Consider the following 17,047-nt stretch of genomic DNA (forward strand, 5'->3'; position numbering starts at 1 on the left):
AAACTATTCGAACATGCCGATATAAAATGTTAGCTACCTAACATATACCAAAAAAAATCGATTTAAAGAATGAAAAGCTACAGTTCCTTACGAAATAGGGGCTACTTTAGGGGGAATAAATAAAATGCAAACGACACCTAGTATTGTTCATCGTCATTGGGGAAGTCCATATTTTTGACATCAGCGACATATTGTTGCATTGCTCTAGTCATGTCCTCGTAGAGGTTGAGATAGCGGCGCAAAAAACGAGGGTGAAATTCATGGGTCATACCAAGCATATCATGTAAAACCAATACCTGTCCGTCAACACCATTACCGGCTCCAATACCTATAATAGGAATAGAGACACTCTCTGCAACTTCCTTCGCAAGTTTTGCCGGAATTTTTTCAAGGACGATACCAAAACAGCCTATTTTTTCAAGCATAATAGCATCTTCTTTAAGTCTCTGGGCCTCTTCTTCTTCCTTGGCACGGACGGTGTAGGTTCCAAACTTGTATATAGATTGTGGAGTCAATCCTAAATGTCCCATAACGGGAATACCCGCATTTAAAATACGCTTGATAGATTCCTTCGCTTCTTTCCCGCCCTCCAATTTAACAGCATGAGCTCCGCTCTCCTTCATGATTCGAATGGCTGATCTAAGGGCTTCTTTAGGATCACTCTGGTAACTGCCAAAGGGTAAATCCACAACTATTAAAGCCCGATCTATAGCTCGAATAACGGAAGAGGCGTGGTAAATCATCTGATCCAAGGTAATGGGTAAGGTGGTTTCATGACCCGCCATGACGTTGCTTGCCGAATCACCTACAAGAATAACATCTACACCGGCACCATCTACAATTTTCGCCATGGTATAGTCGTAAGCCGTTAGCATGGAAATTTTTTCACCATTTGCTTTCATATCGACCAAAGTTTTTACCGTTATGCGCTTGTATTCCTTTTTAGCTGAAGACATGTTGTTTAGTTTGTTTTAGAAGGTTACCACAATAGAAAAAGGGCATCATGTAACTTGTGTAAAAGTAATAATTTAAAAATAGAAACTGTTAAACTTTTCTTTAAACAAAGTAGTATTCTCGGATGTTGTTTTATTTTCGAGCCAAACTCATTTTTATGAAACACATACTATTTTATGCGGTTGTTTTAATCTCAACGGCACTATTGGGACAAGACGATGAAAAATTAAAGGTCCGTGAAGCGGTAGATACCTTTTTTGAAGGGTTTCATAAGGGAGATACAACATTACTTAAATCCGTTATGATGGAAAAGGTGTTGTTGCAAACGGCTTATAGAAACAAGGAAGGCCAGGACGTTTTGGTATCCGATGAAATATCAAAGCTCATAAATGCCGTTGCCAACAGACCACCAGAGCAAATATGGGATGAACGTTTATTGGACTATAGCATTCAGATAGATGGGAATATGGCCAATGCCTGGACGCCCTATGAATTTTGGTTTAATGGCAAGTTCAGTCACTGCGGTGTCAATTCCTTTCAATTATTTAAACAAGGGGATCAATGGAAGATCATATATTTAATTGATACCCGGCGACGCAATGGTTGTGAAAACGGTTAAGCAGAATTAGCAATCCGTTAAGTGCACGCCTACGGCCAGCCCTCCTTCGCTTGTCTCCTTATACTTGGTGTTCATGTCTTTTGCGGTTTCCCACATGGTCGATACGACTTTGTCGAATGGAACTTTTGCATTACTGGGATTTGTATCCAAGGCGAGTTCGGCAGCGTTAATTGCCTTAATGGCGCCCATGGCGTTCCGTTCGATACATGGTATTTGCACCAAACCACCGATCGGGTCACAGGTAAGGCCTAAATGATGCTCCATGGCAATTTCTGCCGCAATCAACACTTGCTCCGGGGTGCCACCCAATAATTCGCAAAGTGCCGCTGCCGCCATTGCTGAAGAGACTCCAATTTCAGCCTGACAGCCCCCCATCGCAGCACTTATAGTGGCGCCTTTCTTAAAGATACTTCCAATTTCACCGGCCACCAGCAGAAATTTTTTGATATGCTGGAAGTCTGCTTCATGATTTTCTATAACCATATAATACATCAATACAGCAGGAATGACACCTGCACTTCCATTTGTGGGCGCAGTAACAACACGTCCCAAAGCCGCATTCACCTCGTTTACGGCCAGAGCGAAACAGCTTACCCATTTTAAAATTTGTCGAAACTTAACTTCTGTGTTTCTAATACTCTGTAGCCATTCTTGTGGTGAATTATAGGGCATATCACCCTTTAAGTTTCTATAGGTGTCAAATGCACGTCGTCTTACCTGCAAACCTCCGGGTAAATTCCCTTCGGTGTGACAACCTATATACATGCACTCCAACATTGTGTTCCAAATACGATGTAATTCATGATCAATGGTTTCTGTCGCTCTAATGGACTTTTCGTTTTCAAGGACCACTTCAGAAATAGAGGTGTTCAATTGTCTACAGTATTTGAGTAAATCCGCGCCGGTTTCGATCGGGTAGGGAAAGGTGCAGTAAAATATAATCTTGTTAGCTTTGGCCCTTTTGCGTTCTTCCTGAACGACAAAACCTCCGCCTATGGAATAATAGGTGGCATTCGTTTTCCGACCATGGATAACAGCCGAAAACTGAATTCCATTGGAATGAAACGGCAAAAACTTTTTATTGAAGACAATTTCGTTTTCGGGCTTGAATGTTATTTTTCGTTCACCATTAAGTAGGATGCTGTTTGTATTTTTTATCTCCTTTATAATTTGGTGAATTTGCTCAGTAGGAATCGTTTCCGGGTTAGCCCCGCTCAATCCTAGCATGACAGCAAAATCTGTGGCATGACCTTTTCCAGTAAGTGATAAGGAACCATATAGATTTACGGTAATGCGCTCGACCTTGTCAAACTTATTGGACTTTTTTAACGATGCAATCCAACGTTCTGCAGCCCGCCAGGGGCCTAAGGTATGTGAACTGGAGGGTCCTATACCAATTTTTAACATGTCAAAAACCGAAATGCATTCCATTTACAATGTTTGTTTAGGTGAAGGGATTTTGAATTGTAAATATAAGCGCTTTTTGGGGCTTGTAAATCAAAAGCAACATTGTTTTATCTGGAAATTAGTCGAATCTAAACGTTCTATTTCACTTCTGATAGCTGCAAACCTGAATTAAAATAAGTGTAATAAACGATATATGACACTGTGTCAGTTTGCTTTTGTTGGCATAATCATTGACTTATACAAACCGAATTAAAAGATTTTAGAACACAATAAAAAGTCAAATATATCATGAGTAAAATTATTGGAATAGATTTAGGAACAACCAATTCGTGCGTTTCCGTGATGGAAGGTAACGATCCGGTTGTAATACCAAATGCCGAAGGCAAGCGTACAACGCCATCGGTAATTGCATTCGTTGAGGGAGGCGAAATTAAAGTTGGAGATCCGGCGAAAAGACAAGCGGTAACAAACCCCAAGAAAACAGTTTATTCAATTAAACGTTTTATGGGTAATAAATATTCAGAATCTCAGAAAGAGGCCGATCGAGTGCCTTACAAAGTGGTGAAAGGTGATAATAACACACCGCGAGTGGATATTGATGGCCGTCTTTATACCCCTCAGGAATTATCGGCTATGATTCTTCAAAAAATGAAGAAAACTGCTGAAGATTATCTTGGTCAGGATGTAACTAGAGCAGTTATTACTGTACCGGCTTACTTTAATGACTCACAACGTCAGGCAACCAAGGAAGCCGGAGAGATTGCCGGACTTAAGGTAGAACGTATCATCAATGAACCAACAGCGGCTGCTTTGGCCTATGGATTGGATAAAAAGGGGAAAGATCAAAAAATTGTTGTATTCGATTTTGGTGGTGGCACCCATGATGTATCCATTCTTGAACTGGGTGATGGCGTCTTTGAAGTATTATCTACAGATGGTGACACCCACCTGGGAGGTGACGATGTTGATGAAAAAATCATTAACTGGTTGGCAGATGAATTTAAAAAGGACGAGGCAATGGATTTGAGACAAGACCCTATGTCATTGCAACGTTTAAAGGAAGCTGCTGAAAAGGCAAAAATTGAATTGTCATCTTCTACCCAAACCGAAATCAATCTGCCTTATATAACAGCTACTGCCAGTGGACCAAAACACCTGGTACGTACCTTAACACGTTCAAAATTCGAACAGTTGATTGATGATTTAGTGAAGCGCACCATCGCTCCGTGTGAATCTGCTCTGAAAGCTGCGGGCTTGAGTAAGAGTGATATTGATGAAATTATTTTAGTTGGTGGTTCAACACGTATTCCTGCAGTACAGTCTGCCGTCGAAAAATTCTTTGGAAAAGCACCGAGTAAAGGGGTGAATCCGGATGAGGTTGTATCCTTGGGAGCTGGTATTCAAGGTGGTGTATTAACAGGTGATGTTAAGGATGTCCTCTTATTGGATGTTACGCCATTATCTCTAGGAATCGAAACCATGGGTAATGTCTTCACCAAGTTGATAGAAGCCAATACCACGATTCCTACCAAGAAATCACAGATTTTCTCAACAGCGGCAGATAATCAGCCTTCTGTGGAAATTCATGTGTTACAAGGAGAACGCGCCATGGCAGCCGACAACAAAACCATAGGACGTTTCCATTTGGATGGTATTCCACCCGCGAGACGTGGTACCCCGCAAATTGAAGTGACATTCGATATTGACGCCAATGGTATTATAAAAGTTTCAGCGGAAGATAAAGCAACCGGTAAGAAACAAGATATCCGAATTGAAGCATCTTCAGGATTAACCGAAGAGGAAATCGAAAAAATGAAAGCCGATGCCGAGGCAAATGCTGAAGCGGACAAAAAGGCCGCTGAAAAAGCACAGAAGTTAAATGAGGCAGATTCAATGATTTTCCAAACAGAGAAGCAGTTGGAAGAGTTTGGTGATAAATTATCTGAGGATAAGAAAAAACCAATCCAGGATGCATTGGAAGAGTTGAAAAAGGCCTATGAGTCTAAAGACTTAGAAGTTATTGAACCAGCTTTGGAAAAAATAAATGAAGCTTGGAAACAGGCTTCTGAAGAAATGTACAAAGCTCAAGCTGAAGCACAGCAGACCGGATCTGCTGCTCAGGACTCCGATGCTGGACAGCAGGAGGGTAAGGCAGAAGGAAGTGATGTGGAAGACGTAGACTTCGAAGAAGTCAAGTAGCCTGTCCTGAGCTTTGTCGAAGGGTTAACTTCGGATAAGATAATCGTTTAATCTTTAATACTTTAAAAAAAAAACGCAACCAATTTGGTTGCGTTTTTATCTTTTAAAGATGCTGCTCTTATAGAAAATCACCTGTTTCATCCAATTTCACTCTAATAACTTGATCGTTATTAGTAAGTTTAACTTTGTATTGTTTTTTCACTTTTGCACCTTCAGAGAAATAGGTCACACGATAGACATCTTTTTCAAAATTCCAGTTTGGGTAGCGTGTGAAAAGAGCTTCTCGTACCATTTTAGGCAATTTTACATCTTTAAATCTTTCGATGGTTCGTAATACTTTACCATTTTTATCGTAAGCGGCTAATATGGCGCCGTTTGGGATATGAAAGGATACAGTATAAGTGTCGTATGCATCGCTGTAAAGATCTGAACCTTTCACATCGTACATCGCCACTTGTTCTTCTAATTTCTGAACGGTTAAATCGACATCTTCTGAATCAACAGCACTCAGATATTTGTAGTTCACTGCCGTGATTTCTACAGCAGGTAATTGCTGGTTTTGTGCATAAATTGCTAGAGATAGACTAAAACCAATGAGACCAAAAATTAATTTTTTCATGATAACAAGTTTTTAGGGTTATTCGTCTAAATGTATTTTTAAAATATAGCATACACAATGATAAATATCAGCGAGATAAGCGATTACCTAAATTATTTAGTTTATTTGTAAACAAAACTTTTGCACTATTGTTTTCAGAGAAAATAAATTACAAATACCGCACAAAACGGATTGCCGTAAAATTGAATTCCAAAGGAGAACAGTTTGTCTTAAAGGGCCACCCATGGATTTTTTCTAATAGTATCACAAAGATGAACGATGATGCCATAACTGGAGACCTGGCTGTTATATTTAGCAAAAACAAAAATAAGGTTATCGGGCTGGGGTTGTATGATGCCAATTCTCCGATTCGAATTAAAATGCTCCATAGTGGGACAGATCGGGTTGTAATTAATGAAGCATTTTTTGAAAGAAAGATAAACGAAGCTTATAACATACGATTGCCTCTTTTGGCCACAAACACGAATAGTTATCGCTTATTATTTGGTGAGAACGATGGTTTTCCAGGATTAATAGCTGATGTATACGGTCAGGTTCTGGTTATAAAATTATACTCAGAGATATGGTGGCCTTATTTAGAGATCATACTTCCGATTTTATTACAATACACTAAAACACAATGTATCGTACTAAGGTTAAGTCGACAGTTAAATCAATTGAGTAATCATGGTTTGGCGGATGGTGAGGTTATTTTTGGTAGCATGGACAATGAGATAGTAGAATTTTTAGAGCATGGTGTGAGATTTTCAGCAAATGTCATACGAGGCCATAAAACCGGCTATTTTCTGGATCATCGTGCCAACAGAAAACAAGTTGGACAGTGGAGCAGAGGGAAATCTGTATTGGATGTATTTTCATATGCCGGTGGATTTTCAGTTCATGCCTTAGCTCAGGGTGCAAAGGAGGTAACAAGTTTGGACCTGAGTGAACAGGCTTTGGACATGGCAGTTAATAATGGGAAATTGAATGCCTACAACGGAACACATAACACTATAGTTGGCGATGCCTTTGAGGAGATGGATAAACTGATTAAAAGAAATGTAACTTTTGATGTGGTCGTTATCGATCCTCCAAGTTTTGCAAAACGTCATTCAGAGATAGAATTAGCCAAAAGGAAATATGCGCAGTTGGCGGCTTTGGGTGAAAAATTAACAGCAGGGAATGGCTTGTTAGTATTAGCCTCATGTTCTTCTCGAGTTTCAGATCAGACATTTTTTGATATTAATAATCATGTTTTAACCTTAACAAAGAGAGCATTTGACCGCATCCTTAAAACCGGACATGATATAGATCATCCTGTTCGTTTTTTGGAAGGGGCTTACCTGAAATGCGGCTATTATAGATTTTTCGACGCCTAAGATATTTATTATGCACGCATAATATTCGTATATTTGAAGCAATTAATTTTTCACTAATGTCAATAAAACTCACCGAACTTTTAAATATAAAGTACCCGATAATTCAGGCACCCATGTTCTTGGTTTCGAATGTTGCTATGGTTAAAGAGGCCATGAATAGTGGTATTGCGGGTTGTATTCCTGCATTGAATTACAGAACCTTAGATGAGCTTCGTGAGGCTATCAGAGCCTTGCATCTGGCGAAAGTAGAAGGAGGTTCTTTTGGATTTAATTTAATTGTTAATAAATCAAATGTCAAATATAAAGGGCAATTGGAGGTCCTATGTCAAGAAGGGTGTGACTTCATCATAACCTCATTGGGAAGTCCTAAAGAAACTATTAAACACGCTCACAAGGTTGGAATAAAAGTATTTTGCGATGTGGTTGACCTCAATTATGCACGCAAGGTTGAAGGCTTGGGAGCAGATGCTATTATTGCTGTAAACAATCAAGCAGGTGGTCACAGAGGAGAAATTTCACCAGAAAAATTACTTAGAGAATTAACAACCCACTGTAATATTCCAATAATTTCGGCTGGTGGTGTTGGGTGCAAGGCAGATCTCGATAAAATGCTTAGCTTCGGTGCGGCCGGTGTATCCGTAGGCAGTCCCTTCATTGCCTCTAAGGAGGCCAATGTTAACGAAGCGTATAAGCAGGCCTGCGTGGACTATGGGGCGAGCGATATTGTATTGACTGAACGTATTTCCGGTACACCTTGTACGGTTATCAATACGCCTTATGTCCAAAAAATAGGAACTAAGGCAACATGGCTTGAAAATCTTCTAAACAAAAATCGAAAACTTAAAAAATGGGTAAAAATGATTCGATTTGCCATCGGTATGAAAGCAACCAAAACTGCAGCTACCAAAGCGACTTATAAGACGGTTTGGGTAGCAGGGCCCAGTATTGAGCATACACATGCCATACTTCCAGTGAAGGAAATTGTTAATAAATTGATTAGTTAATCACATAAAAATGACTTGGAATTTATGAAAATTTCAAATTTAAAAGAGTTAAGAGACTTATATGGATATCCAAGTGGGAGGGCCAAAGATAAAGTATTGACCAGTTTAGATAAACACTGTATAAATTTCATCCATCACGCTCCTTTTCTTGTTTTGTCCTCATGTGACAAAAAAGGAAAATTGGATGCTTCTCCCAGAGGAGGGCATCCGGGATTTGTGAAAATAGTAAATGCATCCCAAATAATCATTCCAGATGCCAAAGGCAATAATAGAGTTGACAGCTTAGGCAATATAATTCAAACGGAGCAGATAGGTCTGCTGTTTTTAATCCCGGGTATGGATGAAACTCTGAGAGTGAATGGTCATGCATACCTATCGACGAGCGAAGACCATTTGGCTTTGTTTTCTTCTGAAAAGAATAAACCCAAATGTTGTATCATAGTCGATATAAAAGAGGTTTTTCTACACTGTGCCAAAGCCTTAATGCGATCTAGATTATGGGATATGACCTCTCAAATTAAAAGAGATTCTTTTCCTACTATGGGAGAAATGTTAAAGGATCAATTAGGAACAACTGAGGACCCTGAGAGCCAAATCGACATGATAAATAGGTACAAACAAGATTTATAAATTTTTTAGACTTCCGTTTTACAGAGTTCAAATACACGATTGAACTGAAATAATTAGACTTTTTGAGCTAGCCTTGTATTACAGCGATGTTTTTTGCTTTTAATCTTTTTGTTTAAAAAAAACTTTTATAAATTAAACAAAAGTATTATGTTTGATGAAAATTGTAAATTGTTAAACAAAAGGTTATGAAAACAACAAACGTAAAAGCAAAAGTCCCAAGTCGTTTTTTGAGGTTTACCTTACTTTCTTTATCTCTCTTATTTCTCACTTTCTCATGTAGTAACGAGGACGCTGAAATGTTAGAGCCTCAGAATATGGAACCCAATATTGTGGAAGTATTAGAATCTTACAATCGTACTACTGCGGCTCAAAAAAGCAGTGACGATAAATATTCAGATTCAGAGCCCACATTTGAAATTTTAAGCGTGGCTTTGGCGAAAACGAAATTGGCAAGTACTGTTTCCAGAAATCGATTGACTGTTTTTGCTCCTACGGACAAGGCTTTCGAAGCGATCGGATTGAATAAAAAGAACATTGCAGACGTTCCTGGAATCGTAGACATTTTGCTTTACCATGTTGTGGGTCAACCTGTGTACAGCTCAGATTTGTCTTCCGGGCCGGTTGAGACGGTACAGGGAACTGATGTGATTGTGAATGTTGATGGTGATAATGTCTTAGTTAATAATGCTATCGTAACCATTGCTGATATTAAAGCAAGAAATGGGGTAATACATGTTTTGGATAGCGTCCTATCTATTCCATCACTGAATTTGGTTGAATTGGCTTTAAGTCAGGATCCTGAATTTTCCATCCTGGTCGAGGCTGTTACTATGGCTGGTTTGGGAGAAGTCTTAGCCGAAGGCGGTCCGTTCACTGTATTTGCACCAACGAATCAGGCTTTTATGGATTTATTGGAAGCTACACCCTTCACAAGTTTGGAAGACGTACCCATGGATTTATTGACTCAGATTTTATTATACCACGTGGTTGATGGTTATGCCTTTAGTAATCAATTGGCAAATGGTTTTGTGCCGACCATAAATGGTGCTGCAGTGCAAGTGAATTTAGACATGGCCCCAATGGTATACATTAACGATTCAAATGTCATTATACCTAATGTTCAGGCTACCAACGGAGTGGTGCATGCCATTGACAAAGTACTTATGCCACCCACAATGAATTTAGTGGAATTGGCTTCAAGTTTTGATCCAGAGTTTTCGTTATTGCTTCAGGCAGCTACTACAGCTGGATTGGCCGGTGTTTTGAGTGGTGATGGTCCTTATGAGCAACTCACCGTATTCGCTCCAACCAATGCGGCGTTTCTAAGCCTTCTTGGTTTGACTGACATAGAAGAAGCGAAAGCAGTGATCAGCGGTCTTGACGTAACGACCCTTACAAATATCTTATTGTATCACGTCGTAGAAGGTCGCGTTTATTCAAGTGATTTGTCGTCTGGAGCCGTATCTACATTGAATGGTGATTTTGATTTGGATTTAGGAACATTAACCATTGATGGTAATGCCTCATTGGTACCCAGTTTATTAAACGTACAAGCAACAAATGGAGTCATACATGTAATTGACGCTGTTCTGATGCCATAGTTGTAATACACAGCATAGAAAGAAAAAGAAAAATTTGATTAGTTAGTTGGTTTGATTTAGTTAAGGATGTGACCTGTCTTCCAGGCACATCCTTTTCTAGTTTCAAAAAACAGGAAAGACTAAAACGAATTTATTATTCCGAATAAATTTGATTCTCCTGTTCATTAACCCTAATAAATGTCGTCCGTTTTGTTAATTCTTTCAGACGTGCGGCACCTACATAGGTACAGGTACTTCGAAGACCTCCTAATATATCCTGAATGGTTGATTCTACTTCCCCTTTATAGGGAACTTCAACAGTTTTACCTTCGCTAGCGCGATATTCTGCTACACTACCAATATGTTTTGTCATTGCTGTTGACGAACTCATACCATAGAATTTTCGGAACGACTGTCCATTACGCTCAACGATTTCACCGCCACTTTCATTATGTCCTGCTAACATGCCACCAAGCATAACAAAATCGGCTCCTGCACCAAAGGCTTTAGCGATATCGCCTGGGGAAGCACATCCACCATCACTTATTATTTGTCCTCCAAGACCATGAGCAGCATCTGAACATTCAATTATTGCGGAGAGTTGAGGATATCCAACACCTGTTTTAACTCGTGTCGTACATACGGATCCAGGCCCTATACCTACTTTTACGATATCTGCACCGGACAACAGAAGTTCTTCCACCATTTCACCAGTCACCACATTTCCTGCAATAATAACTTTTTCAGGGTACTGTTCTCTTGTTCGTCTTACAAAATTTACAAAATACTCCGAATAGCCATTCGCCACATCTATGCATATCATTTGTAATGCAGGTATAATTTTAAAGATTGCTTTTAATTTGTCCGAATCTGCTTTACCAATACCGGTACTTACAGCAATATAATTGTAATAGCTTTCAGGAATGGAAACAGCAAATTTACCCCATTCTTCAACCGTATAGTGCTTATGAATGGTAGTGCATAATTTTTTATCAGCCAGTGCCAGTGCCATATTAAAAGTCCCTACCGTATCCATATTAGCAGCCATTACAGGAATACCGCTCCAGATTAATGGGCTGTGCAAAAATTTAAACTCGCGCTCCAAAGTTACTTGAGCTCTACTTTTTAAAGTAGAACGTTTCGGACGGATCATAACATCTTTAAAACCTAACTTGATATCGTATTCAATGCGCATGATGATTTTAATTTAATCCACCTTAAAATTAGTTCATTATGCTGAAAACAGAAAACAATTTAGCATTATTAAGAGGAGGACAGGGGATTATCCTATAGCAATCATACTGATTTCAACATTCACGTCTTTAGGTAATCGTGCGACTTCAACTGTTTCGCGTGCAGGGGCATTATGACCGTCAAAATAACTACCGTAAGTTTCATTAATCAACTTGAAATCATTCATATTACTAATAAAAATAGACGATTTAACAACATTTTCAAAGCTCATGTCCGAAGCCTCCAATATGGCTTTTAAATTGTTCATAACCTGATGTGTTTCCTGTTTAATGTCGTCTAATATTAAATCTCCTGTATTGGGATTTAAAGCTATCTGTCCCGATATATAAAGGATATTGTTCACTAGAATGGCCTGATTATAGGGTCCAATGGGCGCAGGTGCATTTGGCGTGTTAATTATTTTTTTCATGACCTTTAAAACTATAATTGTTGATCTGGTTGTCTACGTTTTTCGTACTTCAAATCTTTTAGAATACTCGACTTTATACCAATAAAGAAATTCCATGAGCTACGAGCACTGAAGGGCACCCAACTGAAGCTCATTCGCCAACTCAACAAATCGCGTTCAAATCTAAATTGTGTATATGTAAATCCTTGATTTTTTATATCATAACCGGATGACACCCCAACAGACCATTTGGGTGATAGCTCAACATCTCCGGAGAACATGAGGGAATGCGATGAAATTTCGTTTTGTCTTCGACTGTTGCTATAATTTACCGCATAGGCCAGGCGCAAACTCCATGGAATTTTATAATTATATAATTCACTTGGTTTTTGCTCTTCTTGCTCCTCTTCACCCGGTCCATCGATTTGTTGGTTAGAGAAGTCCAAGTTTTTAGGTAAGACATCTTCTGGGCGATTGCTCGCTTCCGGACCTTGATCTCTATCCTTTTTGTTATCCTTACTAGAAAGGGAATAGCTCATGGTTAAATTGGCACTTGTCAGTCGAAACAAACTCCCCCCATTCTCAATATTAAATTTGTCTATCCTGTTGTTATTATTATCCAGTGCATAGGGGTCGAGGGTTGCTCCGAAGTTCACACTCATTTTGTTATTAAAGAGTTGAGTACCACCACTCATTCTAACGGGACTCCATTGCAATGAATCTCCGGCAAAGTTGTAAGACGTTGAAAAATTTAGATTATTTAGTAATACAATCTTTTTGGGTTCGGTGGCTGTACTGTCTTTATCCCTAACTTTGGCTTCCAAGTTGTTGGCTATGGAAATCCCCATGGAACTCGAAAAATTCTTTCCGGGAACTCCAAACAGTCCCCCCTCAAAGCGGGAGAATTCCACTTCACTTTCGGTTTGGCCATCGGCATTAATTACTTCCACAGTCTCATAATATTTATCGAAGGCCGGATTTATATTATAACTAATCGACGGACGCATCACATGTCGAATGGCCTTAATGGCACGATCTTCACCTTCTTCTTCAAAATTGTACATTCCATAAACAGTGGTTCCTAAACTAGTACTGAAATTGTAGGTCCTGTAAGAGTCAAAACCTTTCAAATCTTCTGTCACGACCTTACCTTCATCCGGGTCGTAAAATTTATTCACCGTATTAAATGTCCAAACTTCGTTGTAATTCGTACTCGCACTCACACTGAAATATTTGAATATTTTAAAGTTCGTATTTAAGGGTATCGTGTGCTGTAAACCCGTTTTGGCATCGTCAAACATTTCCTTTTTAAAAAATAGCGAATCGGTGGTTTGAATCCTGTTTTCTCCCCTGACACTGTATTGAAGATTAATGTTCTGTATAATCCCTTTCTTAGATCCATTTTTGGGTGCAAGAGGGTAGATACGTCCCACGCTACCCTGAAAAGTAGGTAGGGTCATATTTATTTGTTCGGTGTTGGTGTTTTGAGAATGGGTTGCTGTAACACTAAAATTGACCTGGGGTTCACCTTGAAAGGTTTTCGAGTACGAAACCGACGACGCCAGGGTATTATTCAAGAAATTTCCTGTGTTTATCTGGTTAAGTGAATTCCTGTAATAGGTGCTGCTTCCAAGGTTGACCGATGCAGAAAAACGAGAACTCGGACTCGCTTTTGAATCCTGACTATGCGACCACCTCAAATTATAAATTGTATTTCTGGAATAATCGGGAAAACCGCGTTCACTGGTAATTAAATTCTCGTATCTAAAACTTAAGTTCCCTCTGAATTTATAGCGCACCGCATAGGTGTTCTCAGCACGGAAACCGTAGCTTCCATTGGTGTAGTAATCGCCATAAATCGCCAAATCGAAATAATCACTTATGGCGAAATAGTAGCCCATATTTTGCAAAAAATAACCACGATCATTTTGTTCCCCAAAGCTTGGAATAATGATACCCGAGGTTTGCTTTTCCGATTGAGGAAAGAATCCAAAGGGCAAACCAATGGGCGTGGGGACATCATAAATGAACAAATTTGCAAGTCCAGTCACAATTTTCTTTTTAGGAACGACCTTTGCCTTTCTCAATTTAATATAGTATTCCGGGTCATCCAGATCTGTTGCAGTGGTGTATTTAGCATCCTTTATAAAATAGACAGAGTCGTTAACCCTTTTGGTTATATTTGCGATGACCGTACCTTCTCCCTGTTCGGTTACAGAATGATAGATCAGCGCTTTTTCTGTTTTCGTATTGAATAATATAGAATCAGGTTCCACCACATTTCCGGCCTGTGTGAATATTGGGGCCTGCGTGTAGCCTTCGATGCTGTCTGTAATGCCTTTGGCATATACTTCATCCGTACTCAGATCAATAGTGATGCTTCCAGCCTTTATATTCATTTCGCCATAGTTTATTTCGGCCTCATTGTAGAGATAGAGTTTCTGTTTCTTCTTGTTGAACGAGGCATAATCGGCAGAGGTGTATTTTACTATATCCGTTAAAATCTCGTTTTTTGGCTTAATGGAGTCTTGTAAAGTAGAATCCTGTTCTTTAATGATTATATTTTTGGTATCCAGAATACTATCTGTTATAATTGTAATACTTTTAGGGATGCTGTCTCTTTTATTATTGACGATTTCCTTTTTAACCGGGAACTCTTGAGCGAAGCCAATCATGTTGATAAACATGGTAAAACTTAAGGCAAAAAGTATTTTAATGCTGTTTGTGTGCAACGCTTTTGATGTATTTTTGTAAAAGTATGGCTCGGTTATTGAATTGCCAAAATTACAGATATTTTTCTGTGATTTGATTGATATTTATTTAAAAATTTTAAATTGTATTATATCGGAATTCTAGGTCTTTTGCTATTGAAAAAAACAAACATGTGGCAACCAATTTTATTGCACATTGAACCTGACCTGATTCCATAATAGGACATACAAATGAGAGTGAATAATTCTATAGGTTTTATATTTTCCATTTTAGTTTTAATCTATTTTTATCCTATAATGGCAAATGCCCAATCACAGGATCATAAGTTTGTGGTGGTATTGGACGCCGGACATGGAGGTCATGATCCTGGCAATGTAGGTAACGGATTTAAGGAAAAGGATATTGCATTAAAAATCGTGTTACTGGTGGGTAAGCAACTCGAGAAAAACCCCAATATTAAGGTGGTTTATACCAGGGAACGAGATGTGTTTGTGGATTTGTTTGTAAGGGGAAAAATTGCTAACAAGGCAAATGCAGACTTATTTGTGTCCGTGCATTGTAACTCCCATGGTTCAAGTGCTCATGGTACGGAAACATTTGTTTTGGGGACACATCGCAATCAGACCAATTTTGAAGTAGCCAAAAAGGAGAATTCCGTTATATTCTTGGAGGAGGATTATGAAAAGAACTATGAAGGTTTTGATCCAAATTCCCCGGAATCGGTCATGAGTATATTATTGAGTCAGGAAGAATATTTAGATCAGAGTATACTATTGGCAAGTTTAATTGAAGACAAATTCTCTGGAACGCTGAAACGTAAAAGCAGAGGGGTCAAGCAAGCTGGTTTTATTGTATTGCACCAAACGGTTATGCCGAGTGTGCTCATTGAAACAGGTTTTTTAACCTATCATAAGGAAGGCCATTATTTAAACTCAAAAAAGGGACAGCAAGAAATCGCGCAGGCCATAGTTTCGGCTGTTATGGAGTATCGAAATAGTCTGGAAGCCAATATCGATTACGCTGTTGCGTATAGAGAAACCGAGGATGATCTGAGCAGTGTGTCGAACGATATCGTTTTTAAGATTCAAATAGCAGCAAGTTCGAAATCCATTGAGACGAAACCTTATAATTTTAAGGGTCTGGATGGCATAACCATGCAGCGGGAAGGTAATCTCTTTAAATATTTTTATGGCGAAACCTCGAACTATGAGGCCACCAAGACCATGATCGAGGAAGCAAAGGGCAGGGGCTATGCCTCAAGCTTTGTTGTGCCCTTTAGAGCTGGAAAGAAGATTACTTTATCCGAAGCTTTAAAATCGACAGCTAATTAGCTCCATTCTTTTTAAATTTATCTTAAATTTGTTTTTCTAAAAGATAAATTATTTTGAAACTATCCAAAGAAGTTAAAACTGCTTTACTTGTTATTTCTGGAATCTTCCTTCTTATTTATGGGTTTAATTATTTAAAGGGTGAAAGCATCTTTACCAGCCAGGCTGTTTATTACACAGAGTTCGATTATAATGCGCTGAGTACCTCTTCTTCAGTAACCATTAGGGGAAATGCCGTGGGTAAGGTGAGTGATATTGTTTATGATTTTAAAACAGGTAAAACCAAGGTATATTTTACTGTCGATCCGGAATTAAAGTTTTCCAGGAACAGTAAAATACGACTTTACGAAACGGGTCTTATGGGGGGGAATGCCCTGGCCATAATAAAGGCCAACGACACTGAATTTGCTAAAAACGGAGATTTTATAGAATCCGAAATACAACCCGGACTCATTTCCAGTTTAAAGAGTAATTTTACCGGACTCAGCTCTAATTTAGACAGTACCCTGCGCTCTGCAGATACCTTACTTGTAAGTTTAAATACACTGGTGACAGATACTTCTGATGATGGAATAAAAAGCACTATAGCCGAATTAAACGGTACTTTAATTGCAGTTAAAGATTTAGCCGTTTCTGTCCAGGCAATGGTGGATAATAATGATCAGAAATTAAGCAAGGTCATCGATAATTTTAACAATACCAGTGAAAATTTGGCGACCCTATCCAATGATATTAAGGATATTGAATTGAGTAAAACAGTAGCTAAATTGGATGAAACCTTAGCGACCTTCAATGCCATTTTAAAGGATTTAGACGATGGAAATGGCACCGTGGGAAAACTTCTCAAGGATGAGGCCTTGTATGCTAATCTTGATGGCGCAACAAAGGAGTTAGAAGAACTTCTAAGGGATATAAAATTACATCCGAAACGTTATTTTAGAATTTTATCTAAAAAAGAAATCCCGTATACTGGTAACGCGGAATCCAATTAAGAA

Annotated in this window: 14 protein-coding genes; 8 read left to right on the forward strand and 6 right to left on the reverse strand. The window is 38.9% G+C overall.

What is annotated here, in order from left to right:
- Positions 1–137: 137 nt before the first annotated feature.
- Complete coding sequence (gene panB / locus MR041_RS13455; protein WP_242094753.1) at positions 138–956, reverse strand: 3-methyl-2-oxobutanoate hydroxymethyltransferase; 819 nt, start codon at positions 954–956, stop codon at positions 138–140.
- 155 nt (positions 957–1,111) lie between these two features.
- Here panB and MR041_RS13460 point away from each other — a divergent pair, with 155 nt between their 5' ends.
- Positions 1,112–1,573: a nuclear transport factor 2 family protein gene (locus MR041_RS13460; RefSeq protein ID WP_242094755.1), complete on the forward strand. Its 462-nt coding sequence runs from the start codon at positions 1,112–1,114 to the stop codon at positions 1,571–1,573.
- A 6-nt stretch (positions 1,574–1,579) separates the two neighbouring features.
- Here MR041_RS13460 and MR041_RS13465 read toward each other — a convergent pair whose 3' ends face one another.
- Positions 1,580–3,004, reverse strand: a complete 1,425-nt coding sequence (locus tag MR041_RS13465) for an L-serine ammonia-lyase (protein ID WP_242094758.1) — start codon at positions 3,002–3,004, stop codon at positions 1,580–1,582.
- 264 nt (positions 3,005–3,268) lie between these two features.
- On the opposite strand from MR041_RS13465, the gene dnaK reads away from it, so the two are divergent.
- Complete coding sequence (gene dnaK, locus MR041_RS13470) at positions 3,269–5,179, forward strand: molecular chaperone DnaK (protein ID WP_242094760.1); 1,911 nt, start codon at positions 3,269–3,271, stop codon at positions 5,177–5,179.
- A 118-nt stretch (positions 5,180–5,297) separates the two neighbouring features.
- Here dnaK and MR041_RS13475 read toward each other — a convergent pair whose 3' ends face one another.
- The gene (locus MR041_RS13475; RefSeq protein ID WP_242094763.1) at positions 5,298–5,798 is read right to left on the reverse strand and encodes a nicotinate-nucleotide adenylyltransferase; all 501 of its coding nucleotides are present in this window, start codon (positions 5,796–5,798) and stop codon (positions 5,298–5,300) included.
- 128 nt (positions 5,799–5,926) lie between these two features.
- Here MR041_RS13475 and MR041_RS13480 point away from each other — a divergent pair, with 128 nt between their 5' ends.
- From MR041_RS13480 to MR041_RS13495, 4 genes are all read left to right on the forward strand, one after another.
- Positions 5,927–7,156 (forward strand): class I SAM-dependent rRNA methyltransferase, encoded by a 1,230-nt coding sequence (locus MR041_RS13480; protein WP_242094765.1) that lies wholly within the window; start codon positions 5,927–5,929, stop codon positions 7,154–7,156.
- Positions 7,157–7,212: 56 nt separating this feature from the next.
- Complete coding sequence (locus MR041_RS13485) at positions 7,213–8,160, forward strand: NAD(P)H-dependent flavin oxidoreductase (RefSeq protein ID WP_242094766.1); 948 nt, start codon at positions 7,213–7,215, stop codon at positions 8,158–8,160.
- Positions 8,161–8,184: 24 nt separating this feature from the next.
- A complete protein-coding gene (locus MR041_RS13490; RefSeq protein ID WP_242094768.1) occupies positions 8,185–8,790 on the forward strand; it encodes a pyridoxamine 5'-phosphate oxidase family protein in 606 nt (201 codons plus the stop codon).
- A gap of 185 nt (positions 8,791–8,975) precedes the next feature.
- Positions 8,976–10,391 carry a fasciclin domain-containing protein gene (locus MR041_RS13495; protein WP_242094770.1) on the forward strand — a complete coding sequence of 472 codons (1,416 nt, stop codon included), beginning with the start codon at positions 8,976–8,978 and terminating at the stop codon, positions 10,389–10,391.
- A gap of 133 nt (positions 10,392–10,524) precedes the next feature.
- On the opposite strand, the gene MR041_RS13500 is transcribed toward MR041_RS13495, so the two are convergent.
- From MR041_RS13500 to MR041_RS13510, 3 genes are all read right to left on the reverse strand, one after another.
- Positions 10,525–11,565 (reverse strand): GMP reductase, encoded by a 1,041-nt coding sequence (locus tag MR041_RS13500; RefSeq protein ID WP_242094772.1) that lies wholly within the window; start codon positions 11,563–11,565, stop codon positions 10,525–10,527.
- 87 nt (positions 11,566–11,652) lie between these two features.
- Positions 11,653–12,033: a RidA family protein gene (locus MR041_RS13505; RefSeq protein ID WP_242094774.1), complete on the reverse strand. Its 381-nt coding sequence runs from the start codon at positions 12,031–12,033 to the stop codon at positions 11,653–11,655.
- Between the two features lie 11 nt (positions 12,034–12,044).
- Positions 12,045–14,699 (reverse strand): putative LPS assembly protein LptD, encoded by a 2,655-nt coding sequence (locus MR041_RS13510; protein ID WP_422613578.1) that lies wholly within the window; start codon positions 14,697–14,699, stop codon positions 12,045–12,047.
- 321 nt (positions 14,700–15,020) lie between these two features.
- Between MR041_RS13510 and MR041_RS13515 the strand changes: the two genes are divergently transcribed.
- Entirely contained in the window at positions 15,021–16,055 is a 1,035-nt protein-coding gene (locus MR041_RS13515; RefSeq protein WP_242094775.1) for an N-acetylmuramoyl-L-alanine amidase family protein, read from the forward strand.
- 53 nt (positions 16,056–16,108) lie between these two features.
- Entirely contained in the window at positions 16,109–17,044 is a 936-nt protein-coding gene (locus tag MR041_RS13520; RefSeq protein ID WP_242094777.1) for an MlaD family protein, read from the forward strand.
- Positions 17,045–17,047 lie beyond the last annotated feature (3 nt).

The sequence above is a fragment of the Aestuariivivens sediminicola genome, assembly GCF_022662015.1.
Lineage (GTDB): Bacteria > Bacteroidota > Bacteroidia > Flavobacteriales > Flavobacteriaceae > Aestuariivivens > Aestuariivivens sediminicola.